Origin of the sequence: Cognatundibacterium oligocarboniphilum (assembly GCF_013377855.1) — a bacterium.
GTDB lineage: Bacteria > Pseudomonadota > Gammaproteobacteria > Burkholderiales > Burkholderiaceae_D > Undibacterium > Undibacterium oligocarboniphilum.
Genome location: NZ_JABXYJ010000003.1, coordinates 137,131 through 162,924, shown reverse-complemented (window position 1 = coordinate 162,924; position 25,794 = coordinate 137,131). Strand labels below are relative to the sequence as shown.

22 protein-coding genes are annotated in these 25,794 nt (G+C 54.6%); 9 read left to right on the top strand and 13 right to left on the bottom strand.

Going from position 1 to position 25,794, the window contains the following annotated elements; translation table 11 throughout:
- The first annotated feature begins 23 nt into the window (after nucleotides 1–23).
- From msrA to HV832_RS06050, 3 genes are all read left to right on the top strand, one after another.
- The gene (gene msrA, locus HV832_RS06060) at nucleotides 24–548 is read left to right on the top strand and encodes a peptide-methionine (S)-S-oxide reductase MsrA (protein ID WP_176802663.1); all 525 of its coding nucleotides are present in this window, start codon (nucleotides 24–26) and stop codon (nucleotides 546–548) included.
- Nucleotides 549–646: 98 nt separating this feature from the next.
- Complete coding sequence (locus HV832_RS06055) at nucleotides 647–1,159, top strand: lysozyme (RefSeq protein WP_176802662.1); 513 nt, start codon at nucleotides 647–649, stop codon at nucleotides 1,157–1,159.
- Between the two features lie 10 nt (nucleotides 1,160–1,169).
- The gene (locus HV832_RS06050; protein ID WP_176802661.1) at nucleotides 1,170–2,249 is read left to right on the top strand and encodes a hypothetical protein; all 1,080 of its coding nucleotides are present in this window, start codon (nucleotides 1,170–1,172) and stop codon (nucleotides 2,247–2,249) included.
- Nucleotides 2,250–2,273: 24 nt separating this feature from the next.
- Here HV832_RS06050 and HV832_RS06045 read toward each other — a convergent pair whose 3' ends face one another.
- From HV832_RS06045 to HV832_RS06030, 4 genes are all read right to left on the bottom strand, one after another.
- Entirely contained in the window at nucleotides 2,274–2,762 is a 489-nt protein-coding gene (locus HV832_RS06045) for a hypothetical protein (RefSeq protein ID WP_176802660.1), read from the bottom strand.
- Nucleotides 2,763–2,767: 5 nt separating this feature from the next.
- The gene (locus HV832_RS06040; RefSeq protein ID WP_176802913.1) at nucleotides 2,768–3,922 is read right to left on the bottom strand and encodes an MGDG synthase family glycosyltransferase; all 1,155 of its coding nucleotides are present in this window, start codon (nucleotides 3,920–3,922) and stop codon (nucleotides 2,768–2,770) included.
- Nucleotides 3,923–4,099: 177 nt separating this feature from the next.
- A complete protein-coding gene (gene pdxH, locus HV832_RS06035; protein WP_176802659.1) occupies nucleotides 4,100–4,732 on the bottom strand; it encodes a pyridoxamine 5'-phosphate oxidase in 633 nt (210 codons plus the stop codon).
- 20 nt (nucleotides 4,733–4,752) lie between these two features.
- Entirely contained in the window at nucleotides 4,753–5,286 is a 534-nt protein-coding gene (locus tag HV832_RS06030) for a hemerythrin domain-containing protein (RefSeq protein WP_176802658.1), read from the bottom strand.
- 115 nt (nucleotides 5,287–5,401) lie between these two features.
- On the opposite strand from HV832_RS06030, the gene HV832_RS06025 reads away from it, so the two are divergent.
- Nucleotides 5,402–6,250: a tRNA threonylcarbamoyladenosine dehydratase gene (locus tag HV832_RS06025; protein ID WP_176802657.1), complete on the top strand. Its 849-nt coding sequence runs from the start codon at nucleotides 5,402–5,404 to the stop codon at nucleotides 6,248–6,250.
- A gap of 174 nt (nucleotides 6,251–6,424) precedes the next feature.
- Nucleotides 6,425–6,937 (top strand): chemotaxis protein CheW, encoded by a 513-nt coding sequence (locus HV832_RS06020; protein WP_176802656.1) that lies wholly within the window; start codon nucleotides 6,425–6,427, stop codon nucleotides 6,935–6,937.
- A gap of 155 nt (nucleotides 6,938–7,092) precedes the next feature.
- On the opposite strand, the gene HV832_RS06015 is transcribed toward HV832_RS06020, so the two are convergent.
- The 4 genes from HV832_RS06015 to HV832_RS06000 all read right to left on the bottom strand — a co-directional run bounded on the left by HV832_RS06015 (nucleotide 7,093) and on the right by HV832_RS06000 (nucleotide 12,820).
- A complete protein-coding gene (locus HV832_RS06015) occupies nucleotides 7,093–7,863 on the bottom strand; it encodes an energy transducer TonB (RefSeq protein WP_176802655.1) in 771 nt (256 codons plus the stop codon).
- A gap of 386 nt (nucleotides 7,864–8,249) precedes the next feature.
- Nucleotides 8,250–9,290, bottom strand: coding sequence for a GMP reductase (locus HV832_RS06010; protein ID WP_176802654.1), 1,041 nt, complete (start codon nucleotides 9,288–9,290; stop codon nucleotides 8,250–8,252).
- A gap of 209 nt (nucleotides 9,291–9,499) precedes the next feature.
- Nucleotides 9,500–10,426, bottom strand: coding sequence for a metallophosphoesterase family protein (locus HV832_RS06005; protein ID WP_176802653.1), 927 nt, complete (start codon nucleotides 10,424–10,426; stop codon nucleotides 9,500–9,502).
- Nucleotides 10,427–10,618: 192 nt separating this feature from the next.
- Nucleotides 10,619–12,820: a TonB-dependent receptor family protein gene (locus tag HV832_RS06000; RefSeq protein ID WP_176802652.1), complete on the bottom strand. Its 2,202-nt coding sequence runs from the start codon at nucleotides 12,818–12,820 to the stop codon at nucleotides 10,619–10,621.
- A gap of 54 nt (nucleotides 12,821–12,874) precedes the next feature.
- Here HV832_RS06000 and HV832_RS05995 point away from each other — a divergent pair, with 54 nt between their 5' ends.
- Nucleotides 12,875–13,153: a hypothetical protein gene (locus HV832_RS05995; RefSeq protein ID WP_176802651.1), complete on the top strand. Its 279-nt coding sequence runs from the start codon at nucleotides 12,875–12,877 to the stop codon at nucleotides 13,151–13,153.
- Between the two features lie 91 nt (nucleotides 13,154–13,244).
- Here the strand turns inward: HV832_RS05995 and HV832_RS05990 are convergent, their stop codons facing one another.
- On the bottom strand, nucleotides 13,245–14,963 hold the full coding sequence (locus tag HV832_RS05990; protein ID WP_223827209.1) for an alkaline phosphatase family protein: 1,719 nt from the start codon (nucleotides 14,961–14,963) through the stop codon (nucleotides 13,245–13,247).
- Between the two features lie 332 nt (nucleotides 14,964–15,295).
- Nucleotides 15,296–17,965: a heavy metal translocating P-type ATPase gene (locus HV832_RS05985; RefSeq protein ID WP_176802650.1), complete on the bottom strand. Its 2,670-nt coding sequence runs from the start codon at nucleotides 17,963–17,965 to the stop codon at nucleotides 15,296–15,298.
- Between the two features lie 82 nt (nucleotides 17,966–18,047).
- Here HV832_RS05985 and HV832_RS05980 point away from each other — a divergent pair, with 82 nt between their 5' ends.
- Entirely contained in the window at nucleotides 18,048–18,506 is a 459-nt protein-coding gene (locus HV832_RS05980; RefSeq protein WP_176802649.1) for a MerR family transcriptional regulator, read from the top strand.
- 78 nt (nucleotides 18,507–18,584) lie between these two features.
- Here the strand turns inward: HV832_RS05980 and HV832_RS05975 are convergent, their stop codons facing one another.
- Both HV832_RS05975 and HV832_RS05970 read right to left on the bottom strand, forming a co-directional pair.
- Nucleotides 18,585–19,679: an alkene reductase gene (locus tag HV832_RS05975; protein WP_176802648.1), complete on the bottom strand. Its 1,095-nt coding sequence runs from the start codon at nucleotides 19,677–19,679 to the stop codon at nucleotides 18,585–18,587.
- 212 nt (nucleotides 19,680–19,891) lie between these two features.
- Nucleotides 19,892–20,512 carry a TetR/AcrR family transcriptional regulator gene (locus HV832_RS05970; protein ID WP_176802647.1) on the bottom strand — a complete coding sequence of 207 codons (621 nt, stop codon included), beginning with the start codon at nucleotides 20,510–20,512 and terminating at the stop codon, nucleotides 19,892–19,894.
- A 198-nt stretch (nucleotides 20,513–20,710) separates the two neighbouring features.
- Between HV832_RS05970 and HV832_RS05965 the strand changes: the two genes are divergently transcribed.
- Both HV832_RS05965 and HV832_RS05960 read left to right on the top strand, forming a co-directional pair.
- Nucleotides 20,711–22,993 carry a putative bifunctional diguanylate cyclase/phosphodiesterase gene (locus HV832_RS05965; protein ID WP_176802646.1) on the top strand — a complete coding sequence of 761 codons (2,283 nt, stop codon included), beginning with the start codon at nucleotides 20,711–20,713 and terminating at the stop codon, nucleotides 22,991–22,993.
- 105 nt (nucleotides 22,994–23,098) lie between these two features.
- Nucleotides 23,099–23,419, top strand: a complete 321-nt coding sequence (locus HV832_RS05960) for a hypothetical protein (protein ID WP_176802645.1) — start codon at nucleotides 23,099–23,101, stop codon at nucleotides 23,417–23,419.
- On the opposite strand, the gene HV832_RS05955 is transcribed toward HV832_RS05960, so the two are convergent.
- The gene (locus HV832_RS05955; protein WP_176802644.1) at nucleotides 23,398–25,761 is read right to left on the bottom strand and encodes a heavy metal translocating P-type ATPase; all 2,364 of its coding nucleotides are present in this window, start codon (nucleotides 25,759–25,761) and stop codon (nucleotides 23,398–23,400) included. The genes HV832_RS05960 and HV832_RS05955 overlap by 22 nt on opposite strands.
- Nucleotides 25,762–25,794: the final 33 nt, after the last annotated feature.

Below are 25,794 nucleotides of genomic sequence, written 5' to 3'. Positions count from 1 at the left end.
AAATAAGCAATCAGGAGAAAAAAATGACAGAAATGGCTACGGTAGGTGGGGGATGTTTTTGGTGCCTGGAAGCGGTTTATCAGCAGATACGTGGTGTGCTGGCGGTGGAATCGGGTTATGCGGGCGGGATGGTGTTGCAGCCGACTTATGAGCAGGTGTGCAGCGGCACGACCGGGCATGCGGAGGTCGTGCGCCTGAGCTTTGATCCGGTGCTCATCAGTTACCGCGAGTTGTTGGAAATTTTTTTCACGATTCACGATCCGACCACGCTGAATCGGCAGGGGAATGATGTTGGAACGCAATATCGTTCCGTGATTTACTTCCACGACGAGGCGCAGCGAGAGACCGCACAGCAGGTGATTGCTGCAATGGCGGCGGTGTGGGATGCGCCGCTGGTCACGGAGCTTAGTCCGGTGCCTGTGTTTTACCGGGCGGAGGCTTATCATCAGAATTACTACCGGCAGCATCCGCAACAAGGGTATTGCACGTTTGTCGTAGCACCCAAAGTTGCCAAGGCGCGTCAGGTATTTGCAAATAAAATCATTTAATGATCTGTTTTGAAATTATTTATTTGCTATGATCTTCCGGTTTGCCTGATGCTCCATTTGTCTGAGCGTTCAGGAATATTTCGACGGGAGAACGGCAGATGGCATTGCGCGATGTGAATGCGGCGACCATTGATCTGGTCAGACAGTATGAGGGTATCCCGGACGGCGATCCGGCAACCAGTGCGATCGAACCGTATCTTGATCCGGTTGGTATCTGGACGATAGGCTGGGGGCACGCGATTACGTATCAGGGGCGCTTTCTGCGTGGTGATGCCAGTCAGCAGCAGGTCAGAGCTTTGTATCCGGGCGGGATTTCGCTGGATCAGGCATTAACGCTGCTGCACGCCGATCTGATGAATGCGGGGCGCGATGTGCTGTCGGTCGTCGCGGTCTCTCTGAATGACAATGAATTCGGTGCGCTGACCAGCTTTGTCTTTAATCTCGGCATCGGCAATTTGCGTAACTCTACCTTGCTCAAAAAACTGAATATGAATGATCGCCAGGGGGCAGCCGATGAATTCGGCCGCTGGATCATGGCGGGTGGCCAGCCTTTTTCCGGCCTGATCAAACGCCGTGCTGCTGAACGCACTCTGTTTTTATTACCGGTTTGAGGAGATCTCGATGTTCGCTATGATGTTGAGCAGGATATGGAGCCGTCTGCGTGGTCTGGGTCCCGGTTTGTTGTTGTGCGGGATTGTCGGTGCCCTGCCGGTTCAGGCCGCCATGTCAGATAATCTGCAGTTGCCGCTGACGGAGCTGCAATTCAATCAGCCTTTCACTATTTCCGCACCGGGCTTGTGTCAGCGGATTGCCGCAGTACAGGCGGGCGTGGTGGAGTTGCGGATACAGGGTGTGCTGACTCCGTATAAGCCGTTTGATTGTCATCCGGGGACGCCGCAGGATGCGCTTGGATACAGGTTACCGGCACTCGATAGCGATAGCCAGGCGGATTTGCGTGAAGTATTGCTCGGCTCGCCGTGGCGTGATGCAAAAACGGGCTTTCAGCGCACCGTCAGCTATCACCTCAGCCTGAATCTGAATGGCAGTCCGCAAGAACTGGAGAGCGGCATGTTTCGCCTGCAGGTATTGCATCCTTTGCAAATGTTGCTGGGCTGTGGCTGTATTGGTCTGGTTGGTTTTGTGCTGCTGCGACTGGGACGTGATTCCGGGTTGTTGCGCGACCTGACGCACCTGAGTGTACAGCGACGCACTTTCAGTCTGGCCCGGGTGCAGATGGCGTGGTGGTTTTTCATCGTGTTTGCTGCTTATCTGTGGCTGTGGATTGTCGGAGAGGGCACTCCGGCATTGTCTGCCCAGGCGCTGGGTTTGATGGGAATAGGCAGCGCGACTTATCTGACGGCAACCGGTGTCGATGCCAGCAAGCCTTTGCTGGAAACGGAAAGCGCAGGTTTTTGGCGCGATATTCTGAGTGATGCGCAGGGGCTGGCGCTGTACCGTTTTCAGATGCTGGTCCTGAACATCTTATTCGGACTGCTGTTTGTGATTTACGTGGTGCAGCATGTCCGTATGCCGGAACTCGATAGCAATATTCTGGCCTTGCTCGGCATGAGCGCAGGTACGTATGCCGGATTCAAGATTCCGGAAAAACAAAACATGACGACGACCCCGGCAACGTCGGGCGCGGTGGCGACCGACGATCCGAAAGCCGGGTACGCTGCGGCACCGCTCAGTACCCAATAAGCTGCCCAGGCCGATGGGAAGGGATCAGTTGTTTTCCCTGCTGCCAGCCGGTGGCAGGGAGTAGCGCAGCAGCCACAAGGCGGCGATGCTGCCCAGCCAGTAATCGACCGGCACGCCAGCCAGCCAGTGGTGATGCCAGGGTACCAGCGCCGGTTGCAGCCGGCTGATGCCGTAGGCCGGGTTCATCACAAACCACATGCTATCTTCGACGATCCAGAACACGATCAGGCAGGCGATGATCCTGGCTTGCAGGCGCAGACTCCAGGTTTGCAGCAGCACCAGCGGAAAATGAAAAAACAAGGCAATAAACGGAAACACCCAGGCATGGTAACCGGTCATCGCGCGGCCTCCCCAGAAGATGTCGAGCAGCCAGTGTTTTTCAATGCGCCAGGTCGGCAGATTACTGCCCCAGCCCGCAGGGCCCTCAATCTGGATTTCGACCTGCGCAAACAGAATGGCCAGCAGGCAGACCCAGGCCAGCGTCATGTAAACGGATTTGACGTTATTGGACATGACAGTCAGTGAAAAGCCCGGACAGGCGCGGGTGGTGGTGTTTGCAGCACCCGCTGGATTGCTTGTGCCGCTGCATGCGGCTTGCCCAGTGCGCGGGCGCGGGCGCGCATCTGCTGCAGTTGCTGAGGATGCTGCAACAGGTAACGCACCCGGTACAGCAGACTCATATCATCATAGGCCTTCAGCGCGACACCTTGCTCCATGAGGAATTCGGCATTTCTTTCTTCCTGCCCGCGGATGGGGGAATTCACGATCATTGGCAGCCCCATCGCGAGGCATTCTGCGGTGGTCAGTCCACCGGGCTTGGTAATGACCAGATCAGCACAGGCCATCAGGCGTTGCACCTGATCGGTATAGCCCAGCGGCAGCAGTCGTCCGGGGATACGTTCGGCCAGTTCACGCAAGGCGTCCAGCGCACGGGTATTGCTGCCGGTCAGGACGATCAACTGAAACGCCTCATCGAGCTGTAGCAGGCGTTCTGCCAGCTGCTCCAGCCCGCCGATGCCGGAGCCGCCGCCCATCAGCAGTACCGTCGCCTGCTCCGGGCGCAACCCGTATCCTCTGGCGCAGGCAAAGCGATTAGCAGGTTCGCCAAAGGCCGGCATGACCGGAATACCGGTGATGTGGATATTCAAAGGGAGGATGCCTTGCTGCCGCATACGATCAGCAATTTCTTCGTTTGGTGCAAAATAACCGGCCATACGTTCATGCACCCACATGCGGTGCAGGTCAAAATCGGTTACCTGCACCCAGACCGGGCAATGTAGTTTTTTCTTCAGCAGCAATCTGGACAGAATTTCTGCCGGTAAAAAATGTGTGCAGATAATCACATCAGGCGCAAAGGCCGCGATTTCTTTCAATAAAGGACGCGCATTCAGATGCTCAATGCTGCGGCGCAGCCGTTCCATTTTCCCATCGGCCTGCGCTTCATTGCTGATCTGATATAGATAAGCCCACAAGGACGGCGCCTTGTTCACCAGCCGGATATACCAGTCAGTATAGATTTTACGAAAACCTGCCGTCACGAATTGCATCACATCCAGATGGCAGACATCAAGTGCGGCGTCATGCAGCAGCGCGGCCGCATGCAGCGCTTCGGCTGCACGCTTATGTCCGGCACCGGCTGAGACGCTCAGCAACAGGATTTTTTTTCTGACCATGGCGAGGAAAGTACGGGAAATAAGATGAATTTCCCAGACTAACACGCAAGTATGATGCTTTGATGACGCCGTATTCCGGCGTGAGCGCCGCGCCACAGGTTGTACCGCCGTGGTCAGGCGCAGTGACTGCGTCTGCAGGATATTGGACGACTGACCGGCTTGCAGCCAGCAGGAAAATCAGGGTTGCAGACGCTGAATCTGCCAGCCTGCGGCTGTCTTCAGATACACAATACGGTCATGCAGACGAGAGCTGCGGCCCTGCCAGAATTCCAGCCGTTCAGGGACCAGCCGATAGCCGCCCCAGTGCGCCGGACGTGGTGGCTGATCGCCGAATTGTGCCACTGCCTGTGCCAGTTGCTGCTCCAGGATGGCGCGGCTGGCGATGGGCTGACTTTGATGCGAAGCATGTGCTCCCTGACGGCTGCCCAGTGGACGGCTGTGGAAATACTGATCGCTTTCTCCGGCGCTGATTTTTTCGATGCGTCCCTCAATCCTCACCTGGCGCTCCAGCGCAGTCCAGAAAAACAGCAAGGCGCCAAATGGGTTCTGCGCCAGATCATGACCTTTGGCACTGTCGTAATTGGTGAACCAGCAAAAACCGCGCTGATCGAAATCCTTGATCAGGACAATCCGGGAAGATGGCCGCCCGGCAGCATTGACGGTAGACAGGCTCATGGCATTGGCTTCGGCAACATCGGCCTGCAGTGCCTGTTGAAACCATTTGCCAAACTGCTCGACAGGGTCGGCGGCGACCTCGGTTTCATCCAGACTGGCTTGCTGATAATCTTTGCGGAGATCGGCGATAGACATGAATATCCTTCTTAATAATACTAGGAGTTGATACCCCGGCGTGCCTGCATGGCAGCGCCGAGTTTCTGTATCTGTGTGGCGTTAAACAGGCGTTGTGCCATCGGGGCGATCTGGCCTTCCTCAATCTGCATGTGTTCTGCATAAAGCGCAGAAAAATCTTCCACATCTGATGCAGAGAGATCGGTGCCGCTGCCATCTTCGATCGCGAGCAACTGCTTTTCCAGTGTTTTCCACTGCGTTGCCATCTGCTGGTGCTGCGCCAGAATTTTATCCACCAATGTCGCCAGCAGACTGGCATCTTCACCCTGCGCGGTTACCTGTAATTCGGGCAGCAGATCAATTTCCTCATCCTCATGGTGCAAGGGGGCTGCCTTGTTAAAGTAACGCAGTACGGCTTTAGCGGCCTGCTGGGCGTTTTCGTCAATGCCGACGTCACTGAGGTGGCTGACCAATTTGTCCAGCGTGGCTAATTGCTTACGAATACGGTCATGGCAGTGCTTCAGTACCGCGAGCGGCTGGTCAAAACCAGGGGCGCTGTCAAATAAACTGTTCATACTGGCTCCTTTTGGAGTGAGTGTTCCATATTATGCATGACGCAGGACGGCGATGCTTGCGACACATCAATCAGGGTCTTGTAAAATGGCGCCTGCCTTTCCATTTTCTATCATTATGCAACAAGATACGGATATTGATTTTGACCGCCGTTTTGGCGGCATCGCGCGGTTGTATGGCGCACAGGCGCTGCAACGTTTTCAGGATGCGCATGTCTGCGTCATTGGCGTCGGCGGCGTCGGCTCCTGGGTGGTCGAAGCGCTGGCGCGCAGCGCCATCGGGCAGCTCACCATGATTGATCTGGATAATGTGGCTGAATCGAATATTAACCGTCAGATTCAGGCAACCAGCGACACGCTGGGTAAAGCCAAGATCACCGCGCTGGCGGAACGGATCGCACTGATTAACCCTGGTTGCATAGTGCATCAGGTGGAAGATTTTATCGGACCGGAAAACGTCGCCCAGATGTTAGGCGAAGACCGGTTCGATTACGTGATTGATGCGATTGACAATGTGAAAGCGAAAACGGCGCTGATTGCTTATTGCCGCGAAAAAGGTATTCACCTGATCACCATCGGTGCCGCGGGTGGGCAGACCGATCCATCCAAAATCATGATCCGCGATTTGTCGCGTACCGAGCAGGAGCCTCTGCTGGCGCTGGTGCGCAAACGCTTGCGCCAGAATCACGGATTCCCGCGCGGCACCAAGACTAAATTCGGGATTGACGCGGTGTTTTCAATGGAAGTACTGACTATGCCGGAAACAGCTGAGAGCTGCGCCGTGAATACAGCAGAACTCGCGTCGGATGACGGCGTCAGCCAGGTCGATGTATCGCGCAACGGCGGTGTGACCGGGCTCAATTGCGCCGGGTTTGGTTCATCCGTCGTGGTGACGGCATCATTTGGTCTGATGGCCGTGGCGCAGGTATTGCGCCAGCTGGCTGGTATGAAGAGTGTCGGCCAGTAATAACAAAGAGCTAAAAATTTCTTTAAAAAAAGTTTCTTTTAGACAATATTTAACAAATTCCGTCTATTTGCCGTAACCCCGGGCTTGAGTTTCAGGCAAGCGGGAAGTACAGTGAAAAGGCATACATCGCCCATGCTTTTTTACCGCCGTCAGCGGTATATGAGAGGATATTCAATGAGCACATCAGACTTTGCCAGCCCAGTCGCTGATCATGAACAGAATGTAGTCAGCCAGATTGAGCAGGAGTTTCTGGCATTTCGTCTGGGAAAGGAAGAATATGGTATCCATATTTTACAGACGCAGGAAATCCGGAATTTCGAGACGCTGACCCGGATTGCAAATGCACCGGAATATCTGAAAGGTGTGATGAACCTGCGCGGTGTGATCGTGCCGGTGATTGATATGCGCCTGCGTTTTGCAACAGGAAACGCTAATTTTGACGAATCGACAGTCGTTATCGTGCTCAACATCAAAGGGCATGTGATCGGCATGATTGTTGACAGCGTTTCTGACGTGGTGACATTACCGGCTTCTGCCATCAAGCCGCCGCCAGAACTGGGCACGGTTTTCTCCAGCGATTATCTGATTGGCCTCGGTGATATTGATCAGCGCATGATTATTTTGCTGGATATCGAAAAACTGATGTCCGGTCCCGAGCTGGGACTGATTACGGACGAGAAAAAATAAGTCTTGACTCTGCATCAGCACCACCATGCCGCAACAAACACGGCAGGATCAAAAAAACACCGGCACGAAAGCAGCCGGTGTTTTTTTGACCTGTATGCAAAGCCAGACAGCCGCGCGACAGATGCGTTGCGACCGGCTGGCAGGATCGGACGCGATCAGTCAACCTTGAAATTAAATTCCACCACCGTGGTTTGCGGCCGTGAAATCGGTGCATAGCGCCACTGCATGACGGTCGAGATGACTTCTTTATCAAAATGCTTGGCCGGGCGTGCTTTGATAATATCGACTTTGGACACCTTGCCGTCCGTTTCTACATGAATCAGCGCGCTGACCGAGCCTTCTGTCACCCCGGCACGTACAGCCGTCGCAGGATATTTGGGCTGGATGTTATTGATCAGTTTTAAGACGATGCGTTCTGGTTCTGCCGGTTTGTTTTGTGCTGTTGTGGGTGGCGTTGCAGGTGCAGCCGTAGTTGCCGCAGGCGGTGCGGTTTCTACAGGTTTGGGTGCGATGGTGGGTGTGGTGACTGGCGCCGGAACAGACGCTGCTGGAAGGGATTCTTTTGCCGTTGCGGTATTTTTAGCCTGGACAGTTTTGTTTTCCTGAGCGTGTTTTGCTTCCTGCACCTGTTTCTCTCTGGTCTCCTTCAGTAGTTTTTCTTCCTGTGCAATTTGTGCTGCGGTCTTGGTCGAAGCCTGATCCATCCATTTGGTGACATCTGCGACATGGTCGTGGCTGACCGGATTTTTCACCAGACCGGTCGGTTGTGCGCTGGACTGGGAAGGCGGAGCAGAGGACGGCGGGGTGCTGCTGTTTTCTTCCGGTGCCGGGGTTTTGGAACATGCCGTCAGTATCAGGCTGGCGGCCAGCAGGCTGCATGCCGGCAATAAATGTATTTTGCTGCTGTTCTGAACTACCTTATTCATATCTCTCCACATATAAATTGGTTACAACATGCATATCCCCGGTACGGTACAGAGAGCGGTCATGCCGCGTTATTTTCACAGACTGGACATGTCTGATATTCTTTTTGTACGCACCCGGCATTCCGGATTTTTTTACCAAAAATGGTATAAAAAATAAGCGGCTATGCTGCCATGGAATGAATACTATAGCAATGCTGTGCCGCAACACCGGAAATCCCTGCAGTCAGGGAGTTTTCGTGTGCCGTCGAAAAATAAAGAGCAGGAAATGTGCCAGTGTCTGACAGGAAGACCGGGTAATGGGAATATCAGACAATGAGGGCGGACGGTGACAGTTGATGTGGCTGCCACCGCTTCAGTCGGGTACAGACAGCAGGTAGGCAGCAAGTTCAGGATTTGCCGAATACCTCGTTAAGCTGCTGCGTGACGCGGATGAATGTAGTGCGTTTGGTCAGTTCCTTGAGCTTGTGCGCGCCCACATAAGTGCAGGCGGAACGCACGCCACCCAGAATGTCCTGCAGGCTGTCGGCCACCGGACCGCGATAGGGAATCAGCACTTCCTTGCCTTCCGAGGCGCGGTAGTTGGCGACGCCGCCGGCGTATTTATCCATGGCCGCTTTGCTGCTCATGCCATAGAAACGCTTGAATTGCCGACCATCGCGCTCGATCAGATCACCGGCGCATTCGTCATGTCCTGCCAGCATGCCGCCCAGCATGATGAAATCAGCACCGCCGCCAAACGCTTTGGCCAGGTCGCCCGGCACCACACAACCGCCATCGGCGCAGATCTGACCGCCCAGTCCGTGCGCGGCATCGGCGCATTCGATGATGGCGGACAGTTGCGGATAACCGACACCGGTCATTTTGCGGGTTGTGCAGACCGAGCCGGGGCCGATGCCGACTTTCACTATATCGGCGCCAGCCAGAATCAGCTCTTCCGTCATGTCACCGGTCACCACATTGCCTGCCATGATGGTCAGGTGCGGGTAGGTAGTACGTACTTTTTTGACGAAATGGATGAATCCTTCGGTGTAGCCATTGGCCACATCAATGCAGACATATTCGATGGCATTTTGCGCCCGCGCCATCACTGCACAGAATTTGTCAAAATCGGCCTGCGTGATGCCCATCGAGTAAAACGCCGAAGATTTTCTGTTCAGCCCGGAGAAATAACTCACCAGCGTTTCTTCGTCATAATGTTTGTGCAGCGCCACGGACAGCTGATGCGTTCCCAGTACCGCTGCCATTTCCAGGGTGCCGGTGCTGTCCATATTGGCTGCAATGATGGGAATGCCGCGATAGGTTTTGCGCGAGTGATGAAAGACGAATTCGCGCTCCAGATCAACCTGGGAACGGGAAGTCAGCGTGGAACGTTTCGGGCGGATCAGAACATCCTTAAAATCCAGCCGCAGGGTTTCTTCGATATGCATAACGACTCCGGAATGCGTCTGGCGGACGCGGGAAAGGGCAGCCTGATCCGCCGGGGCAGACAAGACCGTTGAGCCGTAATTCAGTATAGTGCAAAAAAATTTTTACGTACCGATGCGTTCAGGAATACTGTTTATCACTTCAGTGATATACCTGGTTTGGGTGCGTGAGGCAGCATCAGCGTAGACAATGTCAGCGCGGCTGGCGCGGATCAGTGGCAGTTGCCGCTGCCTTTATCGGTGAAGCGCTGGCCGGGAACGGGCAGAAACTCCCATTCGTAGGATTGTTCGTGCAGGCGCAGCTTCAGGACACCGTGGGTCGAGTTATCCCTGATTTCTGTTGACAGGCGCGGCAGGAACATCGGAGTCAGTTGCGCGCCGCCGGTGCCGACGACGAAACTGCGCATGCCATTTTTATCATCGCGTTCGCCGTTGCCATCCAGCGGTACAAAGCGTTCATAATCATGATCGTGCGCAGCCAGCACCAGATCGGCCTGCGCGTTAGCCAGTATTTTCCAGGCTGGCTGCATGCGTTCATTGCGACCATGACCGCCGGAGCTGAATACAGGGTGATGCCAGAAAGCCAGTGTGCAACGGGATTTCTTTTGCGTCAGTTCCTGCTGCAGCCATTCCAGCTGCTTTTGCATGGCTTGCGGATCCAGGTTGCTGTTGAGCGAAATGATTTTCCAGTGCCCCGCCTGCACCGCGTAATAGCCGCGTCGTTCCGGTCCGGCGAGGTCGCCAAAATAATTAAAGTAACCCAATGCTTTCGGCATGCCGTATTCGTGGTTGCCGGGTGCTGGCAGAGTTCTGTTTTTAAAGCGACCCCAGGTCGGCTCATAGCAGCGGCTGAATTCTTCCGGCCGGCCGACCGGATAAGTATTGTCCCCCAGAGTGAGCACCAGCGCATCGGGGTCGTTGTTCAGATGGCTCAGGATCAGATCGGAGGTGCGGGCGGCCATACTGTCGACAGCAGTTTTTTTATGGCAGTCGGCAATATCTCCCGCAGCGTAGAGTGTGATGGTTGCAGGGTCAGTGTTTTTCTGGTGGTTCTTTTTTCCAGTCGGCGCCGGGTCTGCAGCCTGGGTGAGCAGGGTGAACAGTGCAAGCGGCAGTGACAGGTAAAAAGGAAGACGCATAAGATATTTCAGATGGCGGAGCAGCCGCAGTGCGGCGCAAAGTGCGTATTTTACCTGTTCATGCAGTGGGGTTGTGGCAACGACGAATGTTGGGTAAATAAAAAAACACCTCTTATCCGACGAATCAGATAAGAGGTGTTTTGCTCAACTCTCCGTATCTTGCGGCGCGGAGAAGTCAGGCTGATAAAGTCATCAGATTTTACCGCTGAATGTCACGAAGAACTGGCGTGGTGCACCGGTCAGCAGAGTCTGTGCCGTCCCAGTCGGATCAGAGGTCTGGAAACCGTTGGAACCGATTGTGCTGAAATACTGTTTGTTGAACAGATTTTCTACGTTGAACTGCACAGAGAAATCTTTAATGCCCGCCAGATTTTTCTGCTTGTATCCAGTCGACAGATTCATGACCCAGTAAGCCGGAACACTGGCGTCATTGGTGTAAGTGTAGAAACGCTTGTCTGTGTATTTGGCACCGACGCGGCCAAACCATTGTGGTGTTTCATACGACAACTCTGTCTTGAACATCAGCTTTGGCGAATCCACGACCTGCTTGCCAGAGATGGCGACCAGCGTCGTACCGTCCATGTAATTTGACTTGTACTTGGAGTCGTTATACGTCAGAGAATTGAACAGAGACCAGTCTTTTGCCAGTGTCCACATTGCTGCTGTCTCGATACCCTTGGTTTCCACCTGGCCGACGTTGACGAATGTGCTTGGGCAGCCAACGATACCAGCACAAGTGGCAACTGCCATCAGGCGGTCATCAAAGCGTGTGAAATAAGCGGCAACAGAGCCAACCAGATTATCGGTCTTGAAGCGATAACCGGCATCTACCGTTTTGGAAGTTTCCGGCTTGATGGAAGCAGAGCTCAGGCTAAACGCAGTTTGTGTCTGAGAGAACGGACCATTCACACCCGGCTGATAGGCACGCATATTCTGCGAGAAGCTCAGGAACAATTCGTCCGATTTGCTCAGTGCATAATTCAGGCCGAGTTGTGGCAGGAAGTTTTTAGATGCAGTCAGATCACCGGCAGCACGGGTACCGACGATCGTGACGGCATTGATTTTGACATTCGGGGATTTAAAGCCAACATTCAGTTTCAGCTTGTCAGCCAGCAGGGAAATCGTATTCTGTGCGTAGAACTGAGTCGTGGTTGTCGTGAAATTCTGCTTGAAGCCAGTCTTGTTTGGATTGCTCAGGAAATAATTTGTATCCAGCGGCGTGGCATCATAAAAATTCCGGGTCAGTGTGTGCAGGCTGCTTTCTGCCCAGAAACCGGCATTGAATGTGTGCTGACCGAGTTCCGCTGTCAGGTCGGCAATCACGCCGTTACGGCTGATCGAATATTCTGTAGTACGAATCGCGATTGGCAAGCCATTGGAAGAGCTGCTGTATGGTGTGTACCAGTGACCCTGACCTTGATTGCTGTGGTGGTAGGCTGTCGTTTTCAGAGAAACGTCTTCGCCAAAACGGTTGTCCAGTGTCGCGCCGAGCAGACTGTCTTTACGCAGGCCGCTACCCTGATAGTAAGCATCATCCAGGCTGTTGACTTTGCCAGTGTAAATGCCTTTGGCGGCATTCACTGCACGCTGCCAGTCCGGTGCGTAGTTATCCCAGTCGTAACCGAGACGATTTGCCATTTCAATCGACAAATCCTGATAGTCGATTTCAGTACGGTCAGAGTAGTTAAAAAATGCAGTCAGTTTGCTGTTGCCCAGTTTCTGAACTACTTTCGAGTTGAACATGTCCTGATTCTGGGAACCTGTGCCTTTCCATTTTTCTGCACGCTGACGGGTCGCGCTCAGATAAGCTTTGGTGCCGGAAGATAGCAAACCGGTATCCACACGCGCGAATGTGCGATAGGTCTTGTTGCTGCCGAAAGTCTGCGCGCCGGTCACGCCGAATTCGTCGGTCGGAGCGGAAGAGAAAAACTGTACTGTGCCGCCCAGATTGCTGGTTGATGCTGTGCCGACGGCACCTGCGCCCTGAGACAAGGTAACGCGACCAATATTTTCAGAGGAAATCGCACGACTGATATGCAGGCCGTTGTTGTTACCGTAGCTCATGTCGCCCAGCGGTACGTTATCCAGTGTGAAGCCCATCTGGCTCTGGTTGAAGCCGCGCGCGCTGAAGCGGGTAGACCACTCATAAGCACCGAACGGATCAGCAGACTGGAAGCTCACGCCTGGCAGTTTGTCGAGTGTTTTCAGTGGGCTGGTGCCTGGCAATGCCAGTGCCAGATCTTTTTTGGATACGTCTTGTACCTGACGTGTATTACCCTGGCCGAAGATAACGACGCTGACAACTTCTGCTGGCGCGTCTTCTGCAAAAGCAGGTGCGGCAAATGCCTGCAGCAAAATCAGGTAAAGTGGAGAACGACGGAATTGGAGTGCCATGAGTAAGTTCCTGAGTGTGGTTTATAAATAATTGTTGGAATATGTTGTGTGTCTATGAACGAATCAGAAGCACCAGCAAATCTGACCGTTCATCTGAAGCGAGGAAATCATTTGCTTTTGAGTGCAATAAAAAGCAGCAATGTCCGGACATCAACGACGCGAAGTTTAATCAGACAATGTGACAGGAAAGTGAATCCAGAGCGGATGAAATTTTCGCTACATTTCTGCAACAAAAATACTGATGCTGTCATCACGGCGAAATATTTTTTTGCGTTAAACGCAGTGGATGAATCCCTGTTTTTTAAAACTGGGAAGAATGCTGGAGGCGCATAAAAAAACAGACGCACAGCAAGCGCTGTGCGTCTGTCTCATGGAAGGGGCGGATGCCTGAGTTGCCGGTTGAAGTTTTGTAATGTTCCAGAAATCAGGGTTTTTGTTTGAAATCAAACATACCCATCAGGTCGCCCAGTGCAGGGCGGTTCAGTGGTACATACGGATTCTTCTTATCGGTCACCGGATTTGGCAAATTATCCCGGCTGCGCTTGGATAATGGCGCCAGTTTCCAGTTGCGCTGGATGAATTTCAGTATCGATGCGTGATCGTAATAAGTATGATCGACATGCCCTTTTTTCGCATACGGTGATACTGCAACCAGCGGGATGCGCGTGCCGTCACCGAAGAAATCGATGAACTGCACATAACCGGAATCGTAATAACCACCGCCTTCATCGAAGGTGATCAGGATCGCTGTTTTTTTCCACAGTTCCGGATTCGCTTTGACGCGGGCAATCACGTCGGCTGCCAGCTCGTCAAAACTGGATTCCGATGCATAACCGGGATGACCGGACAGGCTGTCGTAAGGCGCGATGTAGGAAACTGCAGGGAAGGATTTCTCGTCTTTTTTGACATCGACATAGAATTGGTGCAGGTCCTGTAATTTGGCTTTATCCGGACCGGTCATGGTTGAAGTGAAGAACGACGGCGTGTCGCACATGGCGCAATACTCTTTGTCCACATTTTTACCGTCATTGCGGCCACCGCTATACCACTTCCATGAAACACCGGCAGCAGTCAACGCATCGCCGATATGAGGAATGGTTTGTGGCGGCAGCAAAAATTTATCCGCACCCAATGCCAGCGGTTCGCCCAATGGCGAGTAGGCCGGGTCCATATTATTGACCATGTAGTAGGTATCCGGCGCGCAATTGCCTTGATTGAAGGCGTGATACGGCAATTTTTTCAGGAATGCATGGATACCGGCAGCACCCGGTTGTGACAGATCGGCGCACTGAATATATGTGCCGCCACGGTAGCCGTCTTCGGTGTACCAGTTATTGGTATTCGGCTGTGGATCAGGGTTTTCGATCATCTTGGCTGGAGGAATCCCAGACTTACCCTGATCGGTATAAAAAGTCACGTCACCCGTTGCCAGTGCCAGATAGTTGACGGTGGTGCCGCCCATGATAGGCTGGTGATAGTTGTCGGCAATCGCGTAGTTGTCGGCCAGTTTTTTGAAGGTCGGTGCATCACCGGTCGACATATTGTAAAAGCCCATCGCAATGCCACCCTGATAGGTGCGACCGGGGGCGAAAGGAATCGGGGCGTTGCTTGGGCCAACTCCCGTCATTTCAGCAACCCAGACAAACAGGTCATTATTGCCGCCGTTGATCTGTTGCCACATCTGGAAAAAACGGTGTACCGGATCGCCGGTGTGCGCACCGTAGCTGACATGCTTGGTAATCTGAAAGGGTCCATTGGCCATGTCAGCCGGAAAACGTGCATCCGGTACATCATGACGCTGCCCGAAGGCCCCGGCAGCATACGGTTGGGGCAAGTTGGCATAAGGGGCTTTGATCATTGGCGTCGGAGTATAGGCAGTGATGTTTTCTGCTGTTTTCTGCGCTGCCAGATGATAGTTCGGTCCCGGCGAACCATCGGCCTTGACGATGCCTTTCGACCACAGGTTAGAGATGGTCTGCTTCTTTTTTGGTTGATACACGCCGTACAGATTGTCAAATGTCCGGTTCTCACCCACCAATACAATCACATGTTCAATCGGTGTGGTGGTGGCAGTCTGGGCATAGCTGCCGTGGACGTACAAAGCGCTGAGTAAAAGCGCTGACAGGGGAATTTTTTTCATCATGGAGTCAGCAAATCAGTATGAGGTGGAGAAAGTGGGTTGGCCGCCCGACCTGTGGCAGATATTGTTCCCAAGCTTGTCTGTCGTGTTCATGACACGTTAACAACGCAGGCAGCCACCCAGAGTAGGCGAATGTTGTGCAGTGATGCTAGCAGCGTCAGATGACATTCATGTGACATGCCCGGATATTCTGAAGAAGACTACTGGACGTATGACAATGATATATATCTTTTATTCCGCCATTCCGCCACTTTCGGTGAGCAGAAAGCGCGTTGCACGCTTTCTGCCTTGTTCTCTGTTCTCCGTTCCCGCTCCGATTTTCCGGGATGATGAATTTACAGTCTGGTATGACGCAGCCGCAGTGCATTGCTGATGACGGACACCGAGCTGAAACTCATCGCGGCACTGGCGATCATCGGACTCAGCAAAATGCCGAACCAGGGGAACAGAATACCAGCGGCGATGGGTACGCCGATGAAGTTATAAACAAATGCAAAAAACAGATTCTGGCGGATATTTTTCATCGTGTTCTGGCTCAGGCTGCGGGCTTTGGCGATGCCGCGTAAATCGCCCTTGACCAGAACCACGTGAGCACTGTTCATGGCGACATCGGTGCCGGTTCCCATTGCGATACCGACACTCGCCTGTGCCAGCGCCGGTGCATCGTTGATGCCGTCGCCAGCCATTGCCACCTGATGACCCTGTTCCTGTAATTGCTGCACAAAGCGGAATTTATCTTCCGGCATGACGTCGGCATGCACCTCGTCCACACCCAGCTGGCTGGCGACCGCCTGGGCGGTCTGCGCATTGTCGCCGGTCATGACGATAACCCGTATGCCTTGCTGCTGCAATTGCTGTATGGCTTGCTGAGTACCGGTCTTGATGCTGTCGGCAACGCTGAACAAGGCAACTGCCTTGCGTCCGGCCGCTATCAGCATGACAGTATGACCGCGCTGTTGCAGGGTTTTAATCTGAGACTGGAATTCGGCCAGCGCAATGCCTTGTTCACTGAGGAAGCCGGGTTTGCCGAGCAGCAGGATTTCTCCCTGCTGGCTCAGTGCCGAGACACCCTTACCGGTGACGGCGATGAAGTTGCTGATGCTGGCCGCCACGACCTGCTGCTGGCGTGCATAACTCACGATTGCCTGAGCCAGAGGATGTTCACTGTGTTGTTCCAGCGCCAGTGCCAGCCCGAGTAATGCCCTGCGGTCTTCACCGCTGGCCGGTATCATTTCCTGCAGCGATGGCTTGCCTTCGGTCAGAGTGCCGGTTTTATCGATGACCAGCGTGTCGATTTTTTCCAGACGTTCCAATGCTTCTGCATCCTTGAACAGCACACCTTCATGGGCGCCGCGGCCAATTCCGACGGTGACAGAAATCGGGGTTGCCAGTCCGAGCGCGCAGGGACAGGCGATGATGAGTACGGATACTGCTGCCATCAGGCCGTTTGCCAGTCCCGGTGCGGGTCCCCACAGCGCCCATACCGCAAAGGCGAGCACAGCGATGCCGATCACGGCAGGTACAAACCAGCCCGAGACTTTATCGGCCAGTTTCTGAATTGGTGCCCGTGAACGGCTGGCCTGATTCACCAGCGTGATGATTCTGGCCAACAGCGTGTCGCTACCGATCCGCTCAGCACGCATGGTAAAGCTGCCCTGCTGGTTCATGGTGCCGGCACTGAGCTGGTTGCCCTGTTGTTTGGCAACCGGTACCGGTTCGCCGGTAATCATCGATTCATCGACATACGAGCTACCATCCTGCAACACCCCATCGACCGGGATATGCGCACCCGGTTTCACCCGCAGGATGTCGCCTGTGTGTATACTTGCCAGCGCGACTTCCTGCTCGGTGCCATCTGCCGCTACACGTATCGTTGTTGCAGGCGTCAGCGACAATAGCGCCTTGACCGCTGCATTGGTTTGAGAGCGGGCGCGTAATTCCAGCACTTGTCCCAGCAGCACCAGGCTGATGATAACTGCCGCCGCTTCAAAATACAGCGGCGCCATGCCGTGCATCTTGAACGCATCGGGCAGGCTGTCCGGTATCAGCAATGCGATCAGGCTGAACAGATACGCGGCAGCCGTGCCGACCCCGATCAGACTGAACATATTCAGATTACCGCTTTTAAAGGATGCCAGCGCGCGGTCGAAAAACGGTCGCCCCAGCCACAACACCACCGGCGTCGCCAGCACAAACTGTAACCAGTTAAACGTTGTCATACCCAGCATGTTGTGAAACGACACACCGGGCAGCATATCGCCCATCGTCATCAACAGCAGCGGCAGACTCAGCACGATACTGATTTTGAAGCGTCGCAGCATGTCGTCGAATTCGCTGCTGTCTTCATGCATCGATGCTTCTTTCGGTTCCAGCGCCATGCCGCAGATTGGACAGATGCCGGGGCCGATTTGTTCGATTTCCGGATCCATCGGACAGGTGTAGATGGCATCCTTGGCTGTTGGCGGCGGAGCAGGGCGCTTGCCAGGTTCCAGATAAGCCGCCGGATCGGCGCTGAATTTTTTGATGCAATGGGCGGAGCAGAAGTAATAACGGGTGCCGTTGTGTTCAAATTGGTGAGGCGTGATCTCGTTGACGGTCATGCCGCAGACCGGATCCAGATGCTGACCTGCCGGATCGTGCAACATCGCACTGCCTTCGGCATGTCCGCCACAGCAAGAGGCCGCCGCAGGCGGGACCGAGGCCGGGCGGCTGACTTCTTTGGTCTTCATGGAGGCCGGGGCTGCCGGATTTGCAGCAGCGGTGGCAATGCTTCCAGCACCGATCACCGGTTTGGCGCGGACATAATTTTCCGGCGCAAGATTGAATTTGGTCACGCAGGACTGGCTGCAGAAATAATAGGGAACTCCCTGAAAGCGTGCGGTTTTGTCAGCACTCTTGGTAACCTGCATGCCGCAGACCGGATCGGTATAGATTTTTTCGCTATTGCCGGACGGCGCAGCGGGTTGTGCAGGAGAGCAGCAATTGTCCGTGTGTTCATGTGTCATGGAAATCTCCCGGAATGAAGGATGGCAGGAATTTTTTTTGTATCATAGACCCTGTACTCAGGAACGGAGTCAAGGATTTTTTATGATGGCTGAAAACAGGCAATATACGATCGGGCAGCTGGCGAAAGCGGCTGGTGTCGGCATTGAAACTATACGCTACTACCAGCGTCGCGCGTTATTGCCGGTGCCGCAGGTCAGCAGCGGTTTCCGCACTTATCCTGTGGCATTGATCGAACGGATACGCTTTATCAAGCGGGCGCAGGAACTGGGATTTTCGCTGGAAGAGATTGGTAATCTGCTGTTGCTGGAGGACAGCGATGACCGCAAGGCGATACGGCATGTGGCGCAGGAGCGATTAACGCAGGTGCGCTCCAAGCTGGCAGATTTGCATCATATGGAGAGCATGTTGTCGCATCTGATTCATGCCTGCGAATCGGCGTCGGCGCAGATGCAGTGCCCGATCATTCAGGCATTGGGGCAGGAGGAGCCGGCACCGCTGCCAGCATGCCATACGACCCACCGGCTGGCTGGTCAGCCGTGAATCAGAGCGCCGGAAAGCCGGTCGTGAATGCGGTGCAGGACGCAGACGTTTCAGACCAGCATTTCCGGCAACTGCGTATTACATGAACGGATAGTCGGTGTAGCCTTTTTCTTCCCCGCCGTAGAAGGTGCTGCGGTCCGGGGTGTTCAATGCGGCACCGGCGGCGAAGCGTTCCACCAGATCCGGATTGGCGATGTAAGGGCGGCCAAATGCCACCGCGTCTGCCAGTCCGCTGGCGATCAGGGATTCTGCCTCGGTTGCCGTGTAGCCGCCGCAGCAGATCAGTGTGCCGGGAAAGGCTGCGCGTAATTCGGTACGGAAGGCTGATGTCAGTTCGGCGCCGCCAGCCCAGTCAGGTTCTGCAATATGCAGATAAGCAATTCCGCGCTGGGTAAAAGCTTTTGCCAGATATAAAGCCATCGCTTCCGCTTCGGTATCGGCAATGCCATGCGCCACGAAGTTAGGTGAAATCCTGACACCGACGCGTGCTGCACCGAGGACGGAAATCGCGGCATCCACGGCTTCCAGTGTCAGACGGGCACGGTTTTCCAGACTGCCGCCATAGGCATCGGCACGCAGGTTGCTGTTGGTGGACATGAATTGCTGCAGCAGGTAGCCGTTTGCGGCATGGACTTCGACCAGATCAAAACCTGCGTCCTTGGCACGAACGCTGGCCTGACGGTATTGCTCCACGATGCCAGGCATTTCTTCTAATGTCAGCGCACGCGGTTCGGCGGTCTGGACATTGGCTGGTGTACCGTCCGGCTGCACCACGAAGCACTGGCTGTTGGCCGCCTGAATCGCAGATGCTGAAACCGGTGCCTGACCATTTTCCTGCAACAGATTGTGAGAAATCCGGCCTACGTGCCAGAGTTGCAGTGCGATTTTTCCGCCTTTCGCATGCACCGCATCGACCACATTTTTCCATCCGGCCTGCTGAGCATCGGTATAGATACCGGGAGTCCAGGCATAGCCCTGGCCCTGACGGGAAATCTGGCTGGCTTCAGTCACGATCAGGCCGGCGCTGGCGCGCTGCGCATAATATTCGGCATTCAGTGCGCGTGGCACATCGCCTGGCTGACCGGCTCTGGAGCGCGTCAGCGGCGCCATCACAACGCGGTTATTCAGAGCAATACTGCCTGCTTTGACGGGGGAGAGTAAATGATTCAGCATCGGTTTTCCTTTGGTTTTTCCAATAACAGGGTGGGTAAGAAGAATAATAAATTAGACCGGTCGTCTAGTTTGTGTTTCAAAAAAATGGGCATGACGTTCAGCCCACATTGCACTTCATAACTGGTTTACATATTGCCGCCTGACACTCTGGACACTGTGCTGCATATGCTGTTTTTGTTCTACCCGACAGCACGGGTGACTTCATGCGTCGTTTATGCCCCTGCTGGCCGGTGGACCTGCAGCAGTGTTTCTGTCTGCCGGTAAGCCAGCGCCAGAGGACGCAAATCCAGCTTCACCTTCGTCAGCAGGGAAGCGCCAACCCAGAGGCCATACAAAGATTCGGCCAGATCCTGGGCATCGGCCTGATTGCTCAGGCTACCGTCTGCCTGTCCGGTACGAATCGCATCTGCAATCTGCGACATGATATTGCGCATTCCGACAGACAAGGCTTCACGCATCGGCTCTGACAGATCAGACACTTCAGCGGCTAGTTTGACTGCCAGGCATAATTTATGACAACCGCTGTTTTCTGCCTGCAACTGCCACTGCCGGAAGTAGCTTAAGAGCCGCTCCCTGACGGTCAGTTGCGGGTCGGAAAACAACACATGCGTGCGCTGCAGATAGTCGGCAAAATAACGCTCCAGCATCGCCACGCCAAAACCTTCCTTCGACTGGAAGTAGTGGTAGAACGATCCTTTGGGAACCGCTGCCGCAGCCAGTATTTCACTGAGCCCCAGTGCGCTGAAACCGCTGCCCAGAATCAGTCCTTCACCTGTTGCGAGAATCCGTTCGCGGGTGTCCTGATGTGTGGGGCGGTGACCATATTTATCCATGATCCGAATCATATTAGACCGGTCGTCTAATGTCAAGATGGAGATGTAACAACAAAGCTTGTATCAAGATGTGTAATTCATGTACGCGCATAGAAAAAAATGTAACAATTGCTACGATAATATTTCAGCCTGTATGAAAATTTACTTTCATTCTGCAAAAATTTCATTTTATTTAACCGGGTCCTATTGCTTATCACTATGTTTCGCTGGCTTTTTCTGAATGAGAACACGCTGACGCCGGTTGAACATACTTCCTGGAAATTAAGTGCGCTGCGTATTTTTCTGCTGTCCGGTTTTCTTCTGGAAGGCGGAATTGCGATTCACAGTTCATTGCATGCCTATGCACAAGGCACTTACCCTGTACTGTGGGCGATTCTGGCGGTGTATTGCATCAAATCGCTGGCGATTTATTATTCCTCGCGTTCCGTCCGGCTTGGTGCTGCGCTGCTGGTGGCAAATATTTATGCAACGGCACTGATTATTATCACGATGGTGTCTAACCCGGAGCTGGCGCGGCTGGGCTATATCCTGATGTATGCCGTGCCGATGATTGCCCGCCTGTTTTTCAGCACCCGGCTGGCACTGAGCCTGATGTTTCTGAATGTGATTCCGTTTTTGTTTTTGCTGTTTGGCGAACCCTATCATTTTTTTAATACCCATCTGGCTGAGTCGCCCGGGCCGGTTCCGGTAACCCGGATTTATCTGCATCTGCTGCTGTTCTTATTTTTCAATTTCAGTCTGCCGCTGACTGTGTTCCGGGTGCTGCATGCGCTTGATGCCATGCTGTTGCGATTTCGTAGTGCCAGTAATGCCTTGCAGATCAGCTATACCCAGTATCAGGAGGTTTTCGAAAATGCCGGAACCGCATTACTGCTGACCGATGCGGCAGGCATGATCCTGCAGGCGAATAATCAGGCCAATGCGCTGCTTGGCCGGGATCCTGAGACAGACCAGGAACAGGCGCTATTTAACTGGCTGTCGATAGAAAATAGCGTGCGCCTGAAAGTCACGCAAAGCGAAGATTCTGGCAATCTGCGGATGTCTGCCTACCGGACGCGTGACGGCAAAATGGTGGCGCTGGACAATATCTCGCAGACTTCCAGCGAGCATTACATCGTTGCCTTGCGCGATGTGTCGCATCTGCATCACATGCAGAATGAATTGCAGCTCAGCCTGGAGCGCGAAGATTACCTCAGCAGCCACGACGCGCTGACCAATCTGCCGAACCGCGAAATGCTGCGCCAGTATTTGTTCACCCTGCTGACCAGCAAAGATACGAGCCAGGTGACGGCATTGGTGTCGTTCCGGCTCAACAGTATCCGGCATGCCAATCAGCAGTTTGGCGCCCACACCGGTGACGTGTTGCTGCGCCGCTTTGCTGACGAACTGTCGCAGGTATTGCCGAAAAATTGTTTTTGCGCCCGCTTGCGCAGCATCGTCTTTTCGTTTGTGATTGAACAATTGCGCACGCCCGGCGATGTGATTCAGCTGGTGGATCAGATCCGCCAGGCTTTACCTAAAGAACTGGAAATCAATGGCGAAGTATTACTGGTGCAGTTTTCGGCCGGAATCGCGCTGGTGCGGCCGGAAGATGCCGAGCCGGATGACCTGATCCGGCGCAGCGAAGTCGCCCTTGATACGGCGCGCCGGTCGAGCGACCAGAGCGTGACCTTGTTCGATGAAGAAGATGCATTACAGATCCGGCGCAATGTCGAAATTGAAGTTGGTGTGATCAACGGTCTGCGACAGAACGAATTTCACCTGCTGTACCAGCCGAAGGTGGCGCATGATGGTTCGCTGGCCGGGGTGGAGGCGCTGTTGCGCTGGAATTCCGCTACGCTGGGAAAAGTGGCGCCGTCAGAATTTATTCCGATTGCAGAGCGCTCCGGCCTGATCCGCTACATCAGCGATTTTGTGCTGGACCAGGTCTGCGCCCAGATCCGCAGTTGGCTCGATCTGTTCGGTCAGAGTCCGGTCGTGGCGCTGAACCTGTCGGTATCTGATATTGCGCGGGCCGATCTGATCCAGCTGATTGAGGAGCGTTGCCAGCACTATGCGGTGGAAACCCGTTATCTCGAACTGGAAATCACCGAAACCGGCCTGATCGCAAATGAATCCCTGTCGATCCACCATCTGAATGCACTGAAAAATCGCGGCTTCAGCATTGCGATTGATGACTTCGGCACGGGCTACTCATCCTTGTCCAAGCTCAGCCATTTCCCTGCGCATACCGTCAAGATCGACCGTTCGTTTGTGTCTCAGATCGGCTATAACCGCAAGAGTGAAATGATCATCAAGGCGATTGTGTCGCTGGCAGAAATCCTTTCCTGTGATACGGTGGCCGAAGGCGTCGAAAATCAGCAGCAGGAAAATTTCCTGAAAGAAGTCGGTTGCCGCTATTTCCAGGGATACTATTATTACCGTCCGCTGGACGTGCCAACCATCAACCAGTTGCTGCAACGCGCTTACCGCGTATTCTGAGTCGCGGGTGCGGTGCGTTCAGCATCGGATAAACGTAGCCGCGCCGGGCTGCTTGGGCTAAAATCAGTGCGGCTAGACGACCTCATTCACGACGGAGACTGCATCATGTATCTGGATCACCCGAAAATTTCTGCCACCAACAGCGAAACCGAACCAGACCGGATTGAACGTCTGAGCCGTGTGTATGGCTATGCGATCGGACTGGCAGATGTCGCCGGCAACCGGGAATGCATCACCAAGCTGGCAAAAATTCACGATCACAAAGGCACGTTGATGGTGATCTGGTTTTCTGCGCCGACAGCGGAAGAAAAAAGCTATTTTGCGCGCGCCTGGCAAAGCCGTATCGGCGACGAATCCAGCCAGGTTGAACATGCCCTGATGCTCAATGAACCAGCGTCCGGCGATCAGCCGCGCGAGCCGGAGTAACGCAGCAGACGCAAGCCGTTCAGCACCACCAGCAAGCTGGTACCGGTGTCGGCAAATACGGCCATCCACAGGCTGGCATGACCCGTCAGCGCCAGCAGCAGAAATAATAGTTTGATGGCAAGCGCAAAGCCGATGTTCTGCCACAGCACCGCATTGGTTTTGCGGGAAATACGGATGAATTCAGGCAGCTTGCGCAGATCGTTCTGCATCAGCGCCACATCGGCGGTTTCCATTGCAATATCACTGCCTGCTGCCATCGCGAAACCAATCTGAGCGCGTGCCAGCGCCGGCGCATCATTGATACCATCGCCGGCCATGCCGGTCATACCTTGCTGCGCCAGCGTGCTGATGACTTGCAGTTTATCTTCCGGCAGCAGTTCGCTGCGCACTTCCTGAATTCCGGTCTGTCTTGCAATCGCCTGCGCTGCGGATGCATTGTCTCCGGTCAGCATCAGCGTGCGGATACCAAGAGCATGCAGCTCCTGCACGGCTTCCTTGCTGCTGGCGCGTACCTGATCTGCCACGCCGAGTACACCGAGCAGTTGTCCCGGCTGGCACAGAAAAATCAGGGTGCTGCCATCCTGTTCCAGAGACTGTGCCGCAGATGGATTTGTCGATTTGGCTGACTTTCCGTTATCCGGCATCTGTTCCAGTCCCAGTGCTGCGAGCATCGCGCGGTTGCCCAGCAGATATGGCTGATCGCCGATGCGCCCGCGAATGCCGCGCCCCCGCCCCTCGGCAAACAGACTGACTTCCGTCACAGGCAATAAGGGTTCCTGACATGCTTGCAGCAATGCCTGTGCCAGCGGATGGCTGGAGTGCGCATCCAGACTGGCGGCGATGCGCAGAATTTCAGCAGGCGTCAGTGCGCTGAAGCTTTGTGTGTGCTGCAACGCGGGCTTGCCTTCGGTCAGCGTGCCGGTTTTATCGAACGCCAGCTGTTGCAGGAATTTCCCCTGTTCCAGAAACAATCCGCCCTTGACTACGATGCCGCGCCGGGCCGCCAGTGCCAGGCCGCTGACGACCGTGACCGGCGTTGAAATGACCAGTGCACAAGGGCAGGCGATGACCAGCAGCACCAGCGCCCGGTACAGACTGTCGTGCCAGCCATGCTGCCATAATAGCGGTGGCAGTATCGCGGCCAGTACAGCAATCACAAATACGATAGGCGTATACAGCGCGGCGAAGCGGTCGACAAAGCGCTGGGTCGGGGCGCGCTGGCTTTGCGCGTCCTGCACGGAATGGGCTATGCGTGCCAGCATGCTGGCGCCAGCCAGCGCTGACACGCGAATCTGCAACGCTCCGGTCTGATTCAGTGTGCCCGCATACACCGGATCACCAGGGATTTTTTCCTGTGGCATGCTTTCGCCGGTGATGGCAGCCTGATTAACTTCAGACCGGCCCGATTCAATCACGCCATCCATGGCAATGCGGTCGCCAGGGCGGCATAGGATCAGCGCGCCGACGGCAATCTCAGCCGTATTCTGTGCCTGCCAGCCGCCGTCGGGCTGCTGGCACTGCACCGTTTCGGGAGCCTGATCGAGCAGGCTGCCAATCGCGTCCCGCGCCCGGATCAGGCTGGCGGCCTCCAGCATTTCCGCCAGTGCAAACAGGCAGATCACCATCGCCGCTTCCGGCCATTGGCCAATCAGCAATGCGCCGCTGACGGCAGCCGTCATCAACAGATGGATATTGAGGGTCAGGTGACGCAAGGCGATCCAGCCTTTTTTCAGTGTCGGCAGGCCGCAGATCAGAACGGCAATCATGGACAATATCAGAACCGGCAGCGCCTTTTCTGGCGAGCCCGCCCAGACCAGTGCTTCTGCCGCCAGTGCTGCGCCGCCGCCTACCAGCAGGCGCCACCATCCCTGTTGTCTGACCGGTGCAGTTGCTGTTGTTGCGGCCATTAACTGACCCTGCATGCCGAGTGCAGTCAGCCGCTGCTGGATTTCTGCTACTTCCTGTTCCTGGTGATGCACCGTCAGTATCCGGTTCAGCAAGTCGAAATCGAGTCCCAGCACCTGCGGCAACGGTGTCAGCACGCGCCGGATCAGTGCTTCTTCGGTCGGGCAGTCCATCGCGGCAATGTGCAGCCGGAATTGCTGCGTGCCGGGCGGCATGCTGCCGGACTGTTTGGGGGCAGACTGTCCGTCATGATGTGCATGCACATGGCTGGCATCGTGAGCATGATCCTGCTTGCAGGCATGTCCGTGACGATGATGGCTGTCGTGATCATGATGCGCATGGTGATCATGGCTGTGTTTACCGTCCTGATGATGAGGGTGGTTGCAGGTGCTGACAGGCGGTTGTGGATCTCCGCAGCAGGTGATTTTCTCGCTCATGGTCTATCCTGTGAAATCATTGATTGCCAGAAC

What these genes read in the sequence shown, in the direction of transcription:
- HV832_RS06010 (WP_176802654.1), bottom strand. Translation starts at nt 9,290, where the DNA reads ATGCATATCGAAGAAACCCTGCGGCTGGATTTTAAGGATGTTCTGATC.
- HV832_RS06025 (WP_176802657.1), top strand. Translation starts at nt 5,402, where the DNA reads ATGCAACAAGATACGGATATTGATTTTGACCGCCGTTTTGGCGGCATC.
- HV832_RS06000 (WP_176802652.1), bottom strand. Translation starts at nt 12,820, where the DNA reads ATGGCACTCCAATTCCGTCGTTCTCCACTTTACCTGATTTTGCTGCAG.
- HV832_RS05970 (WP_176802647.1), bottom strand. Translation starts at nt 20,512, where the DNA reads ATGGATAAATATGGTCACCGCCCCACACATCAGGACACCCGCGAACGG.
- HV832_RS05955 (WP_176802644.1), bottom strand. Translation starts at nt 25,761, where the DNA reads ATGAGCGAGAAAATCACCTGCTGCGGAGATCCACAACCGCCTGTCAGC.
- HV832_RS06015 (WP_176802655.1), bottom strand. Translation starts at nt 7,863, where the DNA reads ATGAATAAGGTAGTTCAGAACAGCAGCAAAATACATTTATTGCCGGCA.
- HV832_RS06045 (WP_176802660.1), bottom strand. Translation starts at nt 2,762, where the DNA reads ATGTCCAATAACGTCAAATCCGTTTACATGACGCTGGCCTGGGTCTGC.
- pdxH (WP_176802659.1), bottom strand. Translation starts at nt 4,732, where the DNA reads ATGTCTATCGCCGATCTCCGCAAAGATTATCAGCAAGCCAGTCTGGAT.
- HV832_RS06020 (WP_176802656.1), top strand. Translation starts at nt 6,425, where the DNA reads ATGAGCACATCAGACTTTGCCAGCCCAGTCGCTGATCATGAACAGAAT.
- HV832_RS05985 (WP_176802650.1), bottom strand. Translation starts at nt 17,965, where the DNA reads ATGACACATGAACACACGGACAATTGCTGCTCTCCTGCACAACCCGCT.
- HV832_RS05960 (WP_176802645.1), top strand. Translation starts at nt 23,099, where the DNA reads ATGTATCTGGATCACCCGAAAATTTCTGCCACCAACAGCGAAACCGAA.
- msrA (WP_176802663.1), top strand. Translation starts at nt 24, where the DNA reads ATGACAGAAATGGCTACGGTAGGTGGGGGATGTTTTTGGTGCCTGGAA.
- HV832_RS06040 (WP_176802913.1), bottom strand. Translation starts at nt 3,922, where the DNA reads ATGGTCAGAAAAAAAATCCTGTTGCTGAGCGTCTCAGCCGGTGCCGGA.
- HV832_RS06030 (WP_176802658.1), bottom strand. Translation starts at nt 5,286, where the DNA reads ATGAACAGTTTATTTGACAGCGCCCCTGGTTTTGACCAGCCGCTCGCG.
- HV832_RS05965 (WP_176802646.1), top strand. Translation starts at nt 20,711, where the DNA reads ATGTTTCGCTGGCTTTTTCTGAATGAGAACACGCTGACGCCGGTTGAA.
- HV832_RS05995 (WP_176802651.1), top strand. Translation starts at nt 12,875, where the DNA reads ATGAACGAATCAGAAGCACCAGCAAATCTGACCGTTCATCTGAAGCGA.
- HV832_RS05975 (WP_176802648.1), bottom strand. Translation starts at nt 19,679, where the DNA reads ATGCTGAATCATTTACTCTCCCCCGTCAAAGCAGGCAGTATTGCTCTG.
- HV832_RS06005 (WP_176802653.1), bottom strand. Translation starts at nt 10,426, where the DNA reads ATGCGTCTTCCTTTTTACCTGTCACTGCCGCTTGCACTGTTCACCCTG.
- HV832_RS06050 (WP_176802661.1), top strand. Translation starts at nt 1,170, where the DNA reads ATGTTCGCTATGATGTTGAGCAGGATATGGAGCCGTCTGCGTGGTCTG.
- HV832_RS06055 (WP_176802662.1), top strand. Translation starts at nt 647, where the DNA reads ATGGCATTGCGCGATGTGAATGCGGCGACCATTGATCTGGTCAGACAG.
- HV832_RS05990 (WP_223827209.1), bottom strand. Translation starts at nt 14,963, where the DNA reads ATGATGAAAAAAATTCCCCTGTCAGCGCTTTTACTCAGCGCTTTGTAC.
- HV832_RS05980 (WP_176802649.1), top strand. Translation starts at nt 18,048, where the DNA reads ATGATGGCTGAAAACAGGCAATATACGATCGGGCAGCTGGCGAAAGCG.